The sequence below is a fragment of the Paraburkholderia sp. 40 genome (assembly GCF_050434105.1).
Lineage (GTDB): Bacteria > Pseudomonadota > Gammaproteobacteria > Burkholderiales > Burkholderiaceae > Paraburkholderia > Paraburkholderia tuberum.
This window is the reverse complement of record NZ_JBNPVY010000002.1, coordinates 1,094,087-1,107,068: the sequence shown is the minus strand read 5'-3', so window position 1 is coordinate 1,107,068 and position 12,982 is coordinate 1,094,087. Positions and strand designations below refer to the sequence as shown.

The following is a 12,982-nucleotide window of genomic DNA, read 5'->3' as shown; positions in this document are numbered from 1 at the left end:
CGATGAGGATGTCATGAACTTGTTTCGCAACGTCAAAGCTTCAACCAGTGCTTCGATCAGCGGTCTTGCCCTGATCGCAATCCTCTGCGTTTCAACCGGGTTTCTCGAGGCGGCGCCTGCTGTCGCGAAAGCGCCCGCGAAGACGCAACCGGCCGCGCTTGCCGGTTCGGCGATTGCGGTGCCGGACTCATACAGCGCCGATGCCGCCGAGCAGATCTTCAACGAAGGCGGCAATGCGGTCGATGCGGCCGCCGCGATCGCCTTCACCCTTGCGGTCACGTTCCCGGATGCGGGCAACATCGGCGGGGGCGGGTTCATGACGCTGTACGTCGACAACAAGCCGTATTTCCTCGACTATCGCGAGCGCGCGCCGCTCGCCGCGACGAAGAACATGTATCTCGACGACAAGGGCGAGATCATCAAAGGCATGAGCCTCGTCGGCTATCGTGCGGTGGGCGTGCCGGGCACCGTCGACGGCATGTGGCAAGCGCAGCGCCGTTTCGGCAAGCTGAAATGGCAGCAGGTGCTCGCGCCGGCTATTCACTATGCGCGCGACGGCTTCGTGGTCGCCCCGCAACTGCAGAAGCTGCGCGACGATGCGGCGAAGAACTTCGCGGGCAAGACCAATTTCGACACTTACTTCGGCAATCTGAAGCAGGGCGTCACCTTCAGGCAGCCTGACCTTGCCGCGGTCCTGCAGCGTATTTCCGATCAGGGCGCGAAAGATTTCTACACGGGCAAGACTGCGGATCTGATCGCCGCTTCGATGCGCGGCCACGGCCTGATTACGAAGGCCGATCTCGCGCAGTACAAGGCGGTTTGGCGCGAGCCGGTGCAGGCGAACTGGAACGGCTATCGCGTGATCACCGCGCCGCCGCCGAGTTCGGGCGGCGTCGGGCTCGTGCAACTGCTGAAGATGAAGGCCGATATCGCGCCCGAGTTCAAGAACGTGCCGCTCAATTCCGTGCAATACGTGCATCTGATCGCGGAGCTCGAGAAGCGCGTGTTCGCGGACCGCGCGCAGTATCTCGGCGACCCGGATTTCTACAAGGTGCCGGTCGCGCAACTGATCGACGACCCGTATCTGGCCAAGCGCGCGGCCGAGGTCGATCCGAATGCGCCGTCGGACACGAAGAGCATTCAGCCGGGGCTCGGGACCTCGATGCCGGAGAAGGCGGAGACCACGCATTTTTCGGTGGTCGACAAATGGGGCAACGCGGTGTCGAACACTTACACGCTGAACGGCGCGTTCGGCTCGGGCGTCGTGGTGGATCGGGCAGGCATCGCGCTGAACGACGAGATGGACGACTTCTCCGCGAAGCCGGGCGCCGCGAACATGTTCGATGTGGTCGGCAGCGACGTGAATGCGATCGAGCCGAAGAAGCGCCCGTTGTCGTCGATGGCGCCGACGATTCTGACGAAGGACGGCAAGGTCGCGCTCGTGATCGGCACGCCGGGCGGATCGCGCATCTTCACGACGATCTTCCAGGTGATCAACGACATCTACGACTTCGACATGCCGTTGCCGGATGCGCTCGCCGCGATGCGTTTCCATCACCAGCTATTGCCGCCGAATACGATCTATTCGGAGCCGTACAAGCCGATCGAGGGCGAACTCGCACACCAGCTCGAGGCGAAGGGCTACAAGCTGGAAGGGCAGGAATTCACCGGCGATGTTCAGGTGATCAGGATCGATGGGGACGAGCCGGAGGCGGCGGCCGATCCGCGCGGGCGAGGGGTGACGCGGGTGGTTCGGTAGGGTTTCACGTTGGGCACCAGGCAAGGCTGCCCAACGCAAAGTGCCCCATCACCCGGCCTGCTCCACCGGCGTCACCGTCAACTCCACCCGCTGCGCGCCGCGCAACACCGTCACGTTGACCGGCTTGTCGATACGCGAAGCATCGAGCGTGCGTTGCAGTGCATCCACATCCTGCACCGGCTGCGCGTCGATCGCGACGATCGTGTCGTCGGTGCGCAAGCCGCCGAGCGCGGCCGGACTGCCTTTGACGATCTCCATCACGCGCACGCCGCTTTGCGTGCCGAGCCCGAAGTAGCGCTGAACGCGCCGCGACAGCGGCGTCGTCGTGCCGGCCACGCCGATATACGCGCGTCGCACGCGACCGTGCGCGAAGATCTGCATGATGACCCACTTCGCGGTATCGATCGCCGTCGCAAAACAGATGGCCTGTGCGCCAGGAATGATCGCGGTATTCACGCCGATCACCTGACCCGCTGAATTGATCAGCGGTCCGCCCGAGTTGCCCGGATTCAATGCCGCGTCGGTCTGGATCACGTCGTAGATCATGCGGCCGGAGTTCGAGCGCAGCGACCGGCCGAGCGCCGAAACGACGCCGGTCGTCACGGTCTGTTGCAGCCCGAGCGGGTTGCCGACCGCAATGGCGATCTGCCCGACGCGCAGCTTCGATGATTCGCCGAGTTCGACATGCGGCAGCGGTTCCGGCGAACCGATGCGCAGCACCGCGAGATCGCTGCCGGGATCGTCGCCGACCAGATCGGCGTCGAACTTCGCGCCGTCGGCCAGCGTCACCTGGATATGCGTCGCGCCATGCACGACGTGGCTATTGGTCAGCAGGTAGCCGTCGGGCGTGAACAGGAAGCCCGAGCCGGTGCCGCCGCGCGCGCCGCGCCCATGCGCGGACGCGTCGCCGGGCAGCCGGCGTTCGACGGCGATAAACGCGACCGCCTGCTGCACGCGCTCCAGTGCACCGATCACGGTGCGGGAGTAGGCGTCGAGTAGCGCGTCGTCGTCGTGGGTCAAAAGGTCGGTGGATTGGGGCCCGGGGGCGTCGGATGCGACGCTCGACAGGTCATCGATGAAGCGTGGGCGGCTTCCCATAACGATGCTCCGGATAGACGGGCTCCCAGATGCGGGACGGTGCGCGAGTTTTCAAGTGCATCCCGAGGGCGTCGACGGCGTCCCGGCCGCGCCGCCAGACCGGTGGCCACTGCCCGTGAGACACTTTCCCGGGCGGGCCGTCGCTCGCCGCTCGCTCGCACCACGGAGACCCTGTTCATGTCCGCATCTAACGCTTCAGCGCCGCAATCCCAGCAGCCGGGTCCACGCATCGAGTCGCTCAGCGCGATCACGCTCGCCACCAGCGACATGCAGCGCGCCGTCGCGTTCTACGAAGCGCTCGGCTTCCCGCTCAAGTTCGGCGGTCCGCGCGAGGCCTTCACGTCGTTCGCGTTCGGCAGTTCGTATTTGAACCTGATCGCCGATGCGCGCGCGCCGGTCAACTGGTGGGGGCGCGTGATCATCTACGTGTCGGACGTCGACGCGTTCCATGCCAGGGCGGTGGCGGCAGGCTTGCAGCCGACGTTCGCGCCGTCGGATGCGCCGTGGGGCGAGCGCTATTTTCATATCACCGATCCGGACGGCCACGAACTGAGCTTCGCGCGGCCGGTGCCCTAGCGGCGGAAGTCGGGGCAAAACTCGCTATCATGGGGTTATCACGCATGTGCAGCGGCCGCCCACGCGGTAACACGGCTGACACCTCGCGCTTCGATAATCGAACGCGACCGCGTCGCGCTAGCCGCCGCGCGCCATCCCATTCCTGTTGCGAGGAGAGCCGCAATGAAAGAGCCGGACCCGACACCCGATATCGAACTGATGGCGGAGCGGCAACGCCGTTTCGAGGAAGACCTCATCGACGCCTACGACGAAGAACTCGAAATGGAGGTCGACGACCGCATCATCGACGGCCCGACCGGCTTTACGCCCGAGCATCGCGAGGCGCGCAAGCAGTACTTCCGCGAACTGTTCCGGCTGCAGGGAGAACTGGTCAAGCTGCAGGACTGGATCGTCGCGACCGGGCACCGGCTCGTCGTGATCTTCGAGGGGCGCGACGCGGCCGGCAAGGGCGGCGCGATCAAGCGCATCACACAGCGCCTCAATCCGCGCGTGTGCCGCGTGGCCGCATTGCCCGCGCCGAACAATCGCGAGCGCACGCAATGGTATTTCCAGCGCTATGTATCGCATCTGCCGGCGGGCGGCGAGATGGTGCTATTCGATCGCAGCTGGTACAACCGCGCGGGCGTCGAGCGCGTGATGAACTTCTGCACCGACGAGGAATACGAAGAGTTTTTCCGCTCGGTGCCGGAGTTCGAAAAGATGCTGGCGCGCAGCGGCGTGCAGATCCTCAAGTACTGGTTTTCGATCACCGACGAAGAGCAGGAAATCCGCTTCCAGAACCGCATTCAAGATCCTCTCAAGCAGTGGAAGCTGAGTCCGATGGATCTGGAAAGCCGGCGCCGCTGGGAAGCCTATACGCTGGCGAAGGAGGTGATGCTGCAGCGCTCGCATATCCCCGAGGCGCCGTGGTGGGTCGTGCAGGCCGTCGACAAGAAACGCGCGCGCCTGAACTGCATTCAGCATCTGCTGAGCCAGGTGCCGTATCACGAGATCGAGCATCCGCAGATCGACTTGCCGTCGCGTGTCTATCACGAAGACTATAGCCGTCAGCCGGTGCCTCAGTCGATGATCGTGCCCGAGGTGTATTAAAAGCGGATCGTATGAAATAGCTGGCCAATGAAAAAGCGCGGTACGTATATCAGCGTACCGCGCTTTTCTTCCTGCTTCGCCCCGCCAGATCGGCGAACTCAGAACACCGAACGGAACACCCAGAACAGCCCGCCCGCGAGCGCGATCGACGCGGGCAACGTCAGCACCCATGCGAGGATCAGACTGCGCACCGTGGCCCATTGCAGACCCGAGCCGTTGGCTGCCATCGTGCCGGCCACGCCGGAAGAGAGCACATGGGTCGTCGACACCGGCAGACCGTAGACGTCGGCGGCACCAATCGTGACCATCGCGACGAGTTCAGCCGACGCGCCCTGGCCGTACGTCAGATGCTGTTTGCCGATCTTCTCGCCCACCGTAACGACGATGCGCTTCCAGCCGACCATCGTGCCGAGACCCAGCGCGATCGCGACCGCCACCTTGACCCACGGCGGAATGAACTTGGTCGCGTGGTCGATCTGCGTTCTGAAGTTGGCGATGATCTTCGCGTCTTCGGGCGAGAACTGCGGCTGATTGGCCTTCTGCATCAGACGGATCGCCTCGGAGGTGACATACATGTTGTTGCGCACGTTATCGACGATGCCTTGCGGCACCGCGGCCATCGAGCCCGACTCGCCGACCTGGCGACCGATCTGCTCGGTCAGCTGCTGCAGCGCCGGCAGCGTGGCGGGCGTCAGCTGACGGGTGCGCACGAAGGCCTCGACGTCGGCGCGCGGATCCGCGGAAGGCACCGCGCCCTGCGTGTAGCGCGACAGCGTCGCCGCGGTTTGATGCGCGACCGCGACGAAGTTCTGCGTTTGCGCCGGCGTGACCGCCTTGTTCAGCGCGTAGGCGGTGGGCACGGTACCGATCAGGATCAGCATGATCAGCCCCATGCCTTTCTGGCCGTCGTTCGAGCCATGCGCGAACGACACGCCCGTGCAGGTCAGAATCAGCAGGCAGCGAATCCAGAACGGCGGCGGCTCCTTGCCCTTCGGCTCGGCATACAGTGCGGGCACGCGCACGACGGCCTTCAGGATCAGCAGCAGCAGGCCCGCAAGCAGAAAGCCCACGATCGGCGAAAACAGCAGCGACTTGCCGACGCCGAGCGCCTGATTCCAGTCGACGCCGCTGGTGCCGTTCGCACCATGGATCATCTGATTCATCAGACCGACGCCGATGATCGAGCCGATCAGCGTGTGCGAACTCGAAGACGGCAGGCCCAAAGACCACGTGCCCAGATTCCAGATGATCGCGGCGATCAGCAGCGCGAATACCATCGCGAAGCCGGCGCTGCTGCCAACCTGCAGAATCAACTCGACGGGCAGCAGTTGCAGCACGCCGAAGGCGACCGCCCCGCTCGACGTCAGCACGCCCAGAAAATTCCACGCGCCGGACCAGACGACCGCGATATTCGGCGTCAGCGAGTGGGTATAGATGACGGTGGCGACCGCATTGGCCGTATCGTGAAAGCCATTGACGAACTCGAAGCCGAGCGCGATCAGCAGCGCGACATCGAGCAGCAGATACGGCAGTACCGAGCTTTCGCGTACGGGCTGCAGATCGTCCATCAGATGAACGCCGCAGTACACGACGCCCGCGATGAGCAGGGCAACGAAAATAACCAGGCCCGCGTTACGGCCTTTGCCGCTGGCGGCGCCTGGTTGCGGATACGAAAGTTCCGGCATGACGTGAGCCCCAAAAAGTGGTCGCAGAGTTTTTGATGCTGCTTTCGCTGTGTGTCGCAACAATGACAACTACGTGACGGCATTGGGGGTGCGGGAAAAGCAGGCGCGGCGCGGCTTATGCTACGCCGCTCACGCCGGTAAATACTACGCCGGCTGGCGGACGGGAATCGCAAGATGTCCGAACCGGACTAAGCGAGTGATGAATAGCACGAGCGGCGAGCGGGCTTCGGTTGCGGTTACGACGCGCTGACTACTTCGCCGCTTGCGCTGCCACCGAGGGTGCGTTTATAAGCTTGCGCGACGATTTCCGCCGGTACCCCTTGCGACGGATCGCGGCCCATCGAATCGAGCGTTTCGGCGACCCACCCCGGGCTCACCACATTGACGCGGGCCTTGCCCCGCAACTCGAGCGCGGCCGAGCGCGCGAACGCTTCGACACCCGCATTGACGATGCTGACCGCGGCGCTGCCTTCCATCGGCTGTTGCGCGAGCACGCCGCTCGTCAGTGTGAACGAGCCGCCTTGCGACACATGGTCCACGCCGCAGCGCACCAGATTGATCTGCCCCATCAGTTTATTGGCAAGACTAAAAGAAAAGTCTTCGTCGCCAAGCGCCGCGAGCGGCGCGAATTTCGCCGAGCCGGCCGCGCAGATGATCGCGTCGAAGCTGCCGGCTTGCGCATACATCGCTTCGATGCTGCGTTTGTCCGACAGGTCGACGCGCAGTGCCGAACCTTTGCGGCTCGCGCCGACCACGTCATGCTCGGTGGCGAGCAGCCTCACGATGTGCGAACCGAGCAGGCCGGTCGCACCGACAACGAGTATTCGCATACATCCTCCTAAGGTCTGTTGCGGCATTTGCCGCGCTGCACACTGCATCGTCGCCGGAGCACTCGCCGAACCGTGCAACGCGCGATCCTATCGGTCGAGGATAGACGCTGCCGGTGCGACGCGCCAACGCGTGAGGGAAGAGCCGGCTGACACGCGCCCCGATCCTCCTGAGCATCATTTTTGCTACGCTGGAAGTAAGGTCATGTATCCGGGAGCGTCGATGAAGCAAGACAGCGAGACAGTCAACGAGCCGGTAGAGGACGAACCGGCACAGCGAGCCTTTACTTCCTATGCCACGCCGCTCGTCGATGAGGCGATCCGGCTCGCCAACGGGGTGCACGGCGACGCGTCACCCGAAGCCCTGCACAAACTGCGCGTTTCACTGCGGCGTTTGCGTTCGTTATGGTGGGCTTTCGCACCGCTGCTCGACAAGGGCGAAAATTCCCGGCAACGGGCGGTCTACAAGTTTCTCGCCACCGCGGCGGGTCGAACGCGCGATTGGGACATCCTGATCGCGTTGCTCAAGCAGGAAGACAGCGGCGCGCAAGCATTGATGCCAAAGCTCGAGCAGGCGCGCCGCGACACGCTGGCGACCAGTCGCGAGACGTTGTTGAACGCCGACGTCAAACACCTGCCGCGATGCGTTGGCCACCACTTCCGCGCAACTGCACGCCACGCACGATTCGGCTATTGCGCTGCGCAAATTTGCCGCTCGACGCATAGGGGCGTCGGAGCACTCATTGAACAAGCGCATCAAACGCGCGCGCCATGCGAAAAGCTCGAATTACGCAGCCTTTCACGATGTCAGAAAAGCGGGCAAGAAACTGCGCTATCTGTTCGAGTTTTTCGGGCCGGTGCTTAAAACCAGCCATAAGCGCACGCTCAAGCGCCTGAAAAAAATCCAGAAGCACTTCGGCATGCTCAACGATACCGTCGCGAGCGAAACGCTGTTGCGCGATAATGCCGCGTCGCTTGCCGACGCGGACCACATCGAAGCCGCGTTGGGTTGGCTCGACAGGAAACGCAAACGCCGCTTGCGCGCGGCGTCGGAGCTACTGGGCTGAGAGAGCGCGTTCGGTCCTCGCTAGCGCGAAGGATCCGCAGCCCAAAATGCACGGCGCACCGCGCTGCGGTCCGAAAGAATAGTCCGCGAAGGAGGCGAGGAGCGTGGCACCGCATGGGCTTTCGCTGCGTCATCGGCTGCGCCTGACGTTGCGCGTCGTTCGAGCCGGGATGACCCGCTATGTGGGCAACCGCCCGTGGGTGGCCGGCGTCGCCGGCACGCTCGTCGCGTTGGCGATGTCGATCCTGACGGCCGTGGAGGTCGGCGAAGGCCGCCGCGAAATGCTCGATCATGCGCGCCAGACGTCGCAAAACCTCGTGTCGATCATTTCCGCCGATCTCGCGCGCAACGTCGAAATTTATAGTCTGTCGCTGCAATCGATGGTGGATGCCGCGGGCGATCCGCTCACCTGGACGCTGCCGGTCCCGGTGCGCCAGGCGATGCTGTTCGATCGCGCGACCACCGCCGCGTTTCTCGGCGGTGCGTATATAGTCGGCGCCGACGGTGAAGTGGCCGCCGCGCAGTACGACGACGCCAACACCACCGTCCATCTCGACGATCGCGAATACTTTCAGGTGCACCAGCGCAATCCGGCGGCGGGCCTGTATTTCTCGCATCCATTCATGTCGCGACTGCGTGGCGGCAAGCTGTCGATCGCGCTGACGCGGCGCATCGACGATGCGCAAGGCCGCTTTGCCGGCATCGCGCTGCTCGCGATCCGCATCGAGTACTTCCAGCACCTGCTGGACCGGATCGACACCGGCGAGCAGGGCTCGGTTTTCATCGTGATGGCGGACGGCACGCTGCTCGCGCGCAAGCCGATCGACGCGCGCACTATCGGCACCAGCGTCGCAAAGTCGCCGACCTTCGCACCGATGACGGTGCACGACTCCGGCAGCTACGTATCGGTCTCGCCGGTCGACGGTGTGCGTCGCATCTTCACCTACACGCACGTACCGGGCACGCCTCTGATCGTGGCCGTCGCGCCCGCTGTCGATGACGTGCTCGCGCCGTGGCAGCGTCGCAGCCACGTGGCCGCCGCGCTGACCATCTCGTTCGGCTCGGTGTTCGTGCTCGTGTCGTGGCTGCTCGCGTTCGCGCTGCGCGACAAACAGCGCGCGCAGGCCGCGTTGCTGCGTCTTGCCGCGACCGATCCGCTGACCGGGCTCAACAATCGCCGCGTGCTCGACAAGCGGCTCGACGACGAATGGAAGCGGGCGCGACGCGAGAAGAAGCCGCTGTCGGTGCTGTTCATCGATATCGATCACTTCAAGCGTTTCAACGATACCTACGGCCATGAGAGCGGCGACGAGGTATTGGTCGCGGTGGCTGATTGCATCGCGTCCGTGGCGCGGCGCTCGGCCGATCTGGTCGCGCGCTACGGCGGCGAAGAGTTCGCGGTGGTGCTGCCGGATACGACCGCGCAGGGCGCGTTCGCGGTCGCGGAGCAGATTCGTCGCAAGGTGGAAAACCAGGTCATCGTGCGCGGACACGATGCGCCGCAGGCGGTGACGGTGAGCGTCGGCTGCGCAACGGCGCTGCCGAGCGCCACGGATGTCGCGAACGGACTCGAGCTGCTGGCCGCCGCTGACGGACAGTTGTATGTGGCGAAGAACGAAGGGCGCAATCGCACCCGGTCGGCGCAGTGGGACGAGTATTCGGCGGCGCAGGGGGTCTCGCGCACGGGGGCGGCGCCTTAACGCCAGGTGTTCGTTCGCCTGAGCGTGAGCTTCGTCGGCGGAGATTGTCGTGATGCGGCGCGATTCAGGCGCGGTCCGCACTGCGCGGCGCGAAGCCGCGCAACGTCACGGCCGCAGATGTTTCGTCCCGCAACGCCGAGCGCGACCGATTGGCGGCCGCACCATCCGCCTGAGCCAGCAAGCCCACTGGGAAGCCACGCCGCTGCCATGCATCGAGCCCGCCGCGCAGTGCGCGAATCCGCGTGTAGCCATTGCTGCGCATATGTTGCGAGACTTCGAGCGCGGTCGCGCTGTCCGGGCAGATGCAATAGATGACCAGGTCGTATGTGCGCAGCGCGCCGTCGATCTGCTCAGGCGAATGCGGATCGAGCGCGCGCGCGTCGGGAATCTGGCGTCGCAGATCGAGCAGCGAAGCGCCGGGCCGCGCATCGAGCACGCGGGACGGCGTCATGCGGCGCAGGCGACCGAAGCGCCGCCAGCGCCACGGCATGCTCCACGCGGCGGCACTCGCCGATGAGGCCTGCGTCGGCGCGGCCAGCATCGGCGCGGCTTGGGCCGACGTGGCTCGCGTGAACCGACGCCGTTCGTAATATCGCAGATACAGCCGGTAGAGCAGATAGACGAGCGCCACCGCAAGAAGAATGTCGGCGATCGTGCCGCCGCGCTGCTCGACGAACGCGCGCAGCATGTGCACCTCGCGTTCCACGGCCGCGCCGCCGAGCAGCCAGAACGTCGCCCACGCGATCACGCTCGCCAGATCCCATAGTGCGTAGATGCGGATGTCAACGGCGGTCGTACCCATCAGCGGTGGCGTAATCAGGCCGAGGCCGGGCACGAACTTAGAAATCGACACGAGCGGCACGCCATAGCGTTCGAATAGTGCGCGCGCGGTTTCGAGCCTCATATCGACGGCGGGCGACAAGCGGCCGAGCCACGCGAGCAGTTTGCGTCCATACAGACGGCCCGCCGCGAACCAGGTGCCGTCGCCGATCAATGCACCCAGCACCGCCGCGCCGAGGGTCGGCCAGAACGCCAGGGTGCCCGCAGCGATCGCCGAGCCCGCGAACAGCAGCATCGGCACGGCCGGAATCGGTACGCCGAGGCGCGTCAGCAGGACGTTGACGAACACGATAGCGCTGCCCCAGGTTGAAACCGCCGACAACGGAAACTCGACCAATTGAGGCGCTCCTGGTGCTGCTGTTGGGCTGGCATGCGTGGACGGCCGGTATCGACCATCGGCCTCAATCGTCAATACGCAACTAACTGTCAACCCCGCGTGCCCACCGCAAAGTGGCCGGCGCGCTTGAAGAGAGTGCGCGCGGGCGCGCACGCTGGATTCGCAGGGGCGGGGGCTGCATCGTCAACCAACCACAAACGGCCCCCGGGTCCACCTCATCAGGCATTCGGCACCGCCACCACGCCCGGATTTCCGACGATCGCCAGAAACTCCCGCCGTGTCGACGGATCGGTGCGGAACGTGCCGAGCATGCGCGACGTGACCATCGTGACGCCCGCCTTGTGCACGCCACGCGTCGACATGCACTGATGCGCGGCTTCGAGAATCACGCCCACGCCGGCCGGCTGCAGCACATCGTTCAGCGTATCGGCGATCTGCACCGTCATCTTTTCCTGGATCTGCAGCCGTTTCGCGAACGCATCGACTAGGCGCGCGAGCTTCGAAATGCCGACCACGCGATGGTTCGGCAGATACGCGACGTGCGCGCGTCCGATGATCGGCACCATATGGTGCTCGCAATAGCTTTCGAAGCGGATGTCCTTCAGCACGATCATTTCGTCGTAGCCGTCCACTTCGGAGAAGGTACGCGCGAGGATGTCGCGCGGATCGACCTGGTAGCCGACGAAAAACTCGTCGTAAGCGCGCGTCACGCGTGCCGGCGTGTCGATCAGGCCTTCGCGCTGCGGATCGTCGCCGGCCCAGCGCAGCAGCACGCGCACGGCTGCCTCGGCTTCTTCGCGGCTCGGGCGTTCAGCGGCCGCTACGGGTTTGGTCTTCTTTGCCTTGCTGCTGGTCATGCGTCGCTCTCCTGGATCGCGCGTCGACGCTGCGCGGCGCGCGGGGTCAGTAACTGAGGTCATTGTTCCATGTTTTGCGCCGAAGGTGCCGATGCCCCTTTCGCGGCCGGGCAGTCGCGGGCGTGCTGCGCACGGCTACTTCGGCCATTCGTCCATCGCATCGTTGAACAGCTCAGCGACCACGCCGCGCAGCCAGCTGCCGCGCGGATCGTTATGAAACTTGCGATGCCAGTGCTGCCGCAGGTCGAAGCGCGGCAGCGGCAGCGGCGGCTCGACGAGCATGATCGACGCATGCTCCGACACGTACGCGAAGCCGATCGCGTGCGGCACGGTCGCGAGCAGGTCGGTGCGCGCGAGGATGAAAGGCAGGCTCATGAAGTGCGGCGTTTCGAGCACCGCGCGTCGCTTGATGCGCTTCTTTTCGAGGTACTGCTCGAGCACTTCCTGGCTGCGTCCCTCGGCGCGCACGACCGCATGCCCGGACGCCACGTATTGCTCGAGCGTGAGCGGCCCCTTCGACAGCGGATGTCCGCTGCGCATCAGGCAGATGAAGCGATGCGTGAAGAGCCGCTGCTGAAAGAAGTTGTTGCCCGCCAGGTCCGGAAAATAGCCGACGGCGAGATCGACGTCTCCCGATTCGAGCCCGCGTTCCACTTGCGACGGCGACAGCGTGACCGAGCGCAGATTCGCGGACGGCGCGCGCTCGGCGAACAGCTGCAAAAGACGCGGCAGAAACACGATTTCGCCGACGTCGGACAGCGCGATCGAAAACGTGTGCGTGCTCGTCGCCGGATCGAAATCCTGCACGTCGAGCATGCCTTTCTCGATGCGCAGCAACGCGTCGCGCGCGGCGGGCAGGATCGCGAGCGCGCGCGGTGTCGGCTCCATGCCTTTCGATGTGCGCACGAACAGCGGATCGTCGAAGTATTCGCGCAGGCGCCCAAGCGCGGTGCTCACGCGCGGCTGGCTCACACCGAGCTGCTCGGCGGCGCGGCTCACGTTGCGCGTGTCTTCCATCGCGACCAGATAGGGGATCAGGTTCAGATCCAGATGTGTCTCGGACATGCTTGTTATGGCTCGCGGGGCGGGCGGGGCAAGGGAATGCTTATGCCGTATCGCTATAGAGCCTAGTTGAAAAATCGCCCGTA

General features: G+C 64.7%; 10 protein-coding genes and 1 pseudogene. 5 read left to right on the top strand and 6 right to left on the bottom strand.

Going from position 1 to position 12,982, the window contains the following annotated elements; translation table 11 throughout:
* The first annotated feature begins 13 nt into the window (after window positions 1-13).
* Entirely contained in the window at window positions 14-1,759 is a 1,746-nt protein-coding gene (ggt, locus tag OKW28_RS06300) for a gamma-glutamyltransferase (protein WP_429444235.1), read from the top strand.
* 48 nt (window positions 1,760-1,807) lie between these two features.
* Here the strand turns inward: ggt and OKW28_RS06295 are convergent, their stop codons facing one another.
* Entirely contained in the window at window positions 1,808-2,857 is a 1,050-nt protein-coding gene (locus tag OKW28_RS06295) for a S1C family serine protease (protein ID WP_429444234.1), read from the bottom strand.
* Window positions 2,858-3,034: 177 nt separating this feature from the next.
* Here OKW28_RS06295 and OKW28_RS06290 point away from each other — a divergent pair, with 177 nt between their 5' ends.
* Complete coding sequence (locus tag OKW28_RS06290) at window positions 3,035-3,433, top strand: VOC family protein (RefSeq protein WP_429444233.1); 399 nt, start codon at window positions 3,035-3,037, stop codon at window positions 3,431-3,433.
* Between the two features lie 162 nt (window positions 3,434-3,595).
* Entirely contained in the window at window positions 3,596-4,522 is a 927-nt protein-coding gene (gene ppk2 / locus OKW28_RS06285; protein ID WP_429444232.1) for a polyphosphate kinase 2, read from the top strand.
* A 98-nt stretch (window positions 4,523-4,620) separates the two neighbouring features.
* On the opposite strand, the gene OKW28_RS06280 is transcribed toward ppk2, so the two are convergent.
* Together OKW28_RS06280 and OKW28_RS06275 are read right to left on the bottom strand one after the other, a co-directional pair.
* On the bottom strand, window positions 4,621-6,207 hold the full coding sequence (locus OKW28_RS06280; protein WP_429444231.1) for an inorganic phosphate transporter: 1,587 nt from the start codon (window positions 6,205-6,207) through the stop codon (window positions 4,621-4,623).
* A 236-nt stretch (window positions 6,208-6,443) separates the two neighbouring features.
* The gene (locus tag OKW28_RS06275; RefSeq protein WP_429444230.1) at window positions 6,444-7,037 is read right to left on the bottom strand and encodes a short chain dehydrogenase; all 594 of its coding nucleotides are present in this window, start codon (window positions 7,035-7,037) and stop codon (window positions 6,444-6,446) included.
* Between the two features lie 220 nt (window positions 7,038-7,257).
* Between OKW28_RS06275 and OKW28_RS06270 the strand changes: the two are divergent.
* Window positions 7,258-8,101, top strand: a pseudogene (locus OKW28_RS06270) (CHAD domain-containing protein).
* 103 nt (window positions 8,102-8,204) lie between these two features.
* Window positions 8,205-9,800 (top strand): diguanylate cyclase, encoded by a 1,596-nt coding sequence (locus tag OKW28_RS06265; RefSeq protein WP_429444229.1) that lies wholly within the window; start codon window positions 8,205-8,207, stop codon window positions 9,798-9,800.
* Window positions 9,801-9,864: 64 nt separating this feature from the next.
* Here OKW28_RS06265 and OKW28_RS06260 read toward each other — a convergent pair whose 3' ends face one another.
* The 3 genes from OKW28_RS06260 to OKW28_RS06250 all read right to left on the bottom strand — a co-directional run bounded on the left by OKW28_RS06260 (window position 9,865) and on the right by OKW28_RS06250 (window position 12,899).
* Window positions 9,865-10,977, bottom strand: a complete 1,113-nt coding sequence (locus tag OKW28_RS06260; protein WP_429444228.1) for a VTT domain-containing protein — start codon at window positions 10,975-10,977, stop codon at window positions 9,865-9,867.
* 218 nt (window positions 10,978-11,195) lie between these two features.
* The gene (gene folE / locus OKW28_RS06255; RefSeq protein WP_184063367.1) at window positions 11,196-11,834 is read right to left on the bottom strand and encodes a GTP cyclohydrolase I FolE; all 639 of its coding nucleotides are present in this window, start codon (window positions 11,832-11,834) and stop codon (window positions 11,196-11,198) included.
* Window positions 11,835-11,969: 135 nt separating this feature from the next.
* Complete coding sequence (locus tag OKW28_RS06250) at window positions 11,970-12,899, bottom strand: LysR family transcriptional regulator (RefSeq protein ID WP_184063233.1); 930 nt, start codon at window positions 12,897-12,899, stop codon at window positions 11,970-11,972.
* Window positions 12,900-12,982 lie beyond the last annotated feature (83 nt).

Coding starts and splice junctions, on each gene's coding strand:
- ppk2 (WP_429444232.1), top strand. CDS start 3,596: ATGAAAGAGCCGGACCCGACACCCGATATCGAACTGATGGCGGAGCGG.
- OKW28_RS06250 (WP_184063233.1), bottom strand. CDS start 12,899: ATGTCCGAGACACATCTGGATCTGAACCTGATCCCCTATCTGGTCGCG.
- OKW28_RS06275 (WP_429444230.1), bottom strand. CDS start 7,037: ATGCGAATACTCGTTGTCGGTGCGACCGGCCTGCTCGGTTCGCACATC.
- OKW28_RS06280 (WP_429444231.1), bottom strand. CDS start 6,207: ATGCCGGAACTTTCGTATCCGCAACCAGGCGCCGCCAGCGGCAAAGGC.
- OKW28_RS06295 (WP_429444234.1), bottom strand. CDS start 2,857: ATGGGAAGCCGCCCACGCTTCATCGATGACCTGTCGAGCGTCGCATCC.
- ggt (WP_429444235.1), top strand. CDS start 14: ATGAACTTGTTTCGCAACGTCAAAGCTTCAACCAGTGCTTCGATCAGC.
- folE (WP_184063367.1), bottom strand. CDS start 11,834: ATGACCAGCAGCAAGGCAAAGAAGACCAAACCCGTAGCGGCCGCTGAA.
- OKW28_RS06290 (WP_429444233.1), top strand. CDS start 3,035: ATGTCCGCATCTAACGCTTCAGCGCCGCAATCCCAGCAGCCGGGTCCA.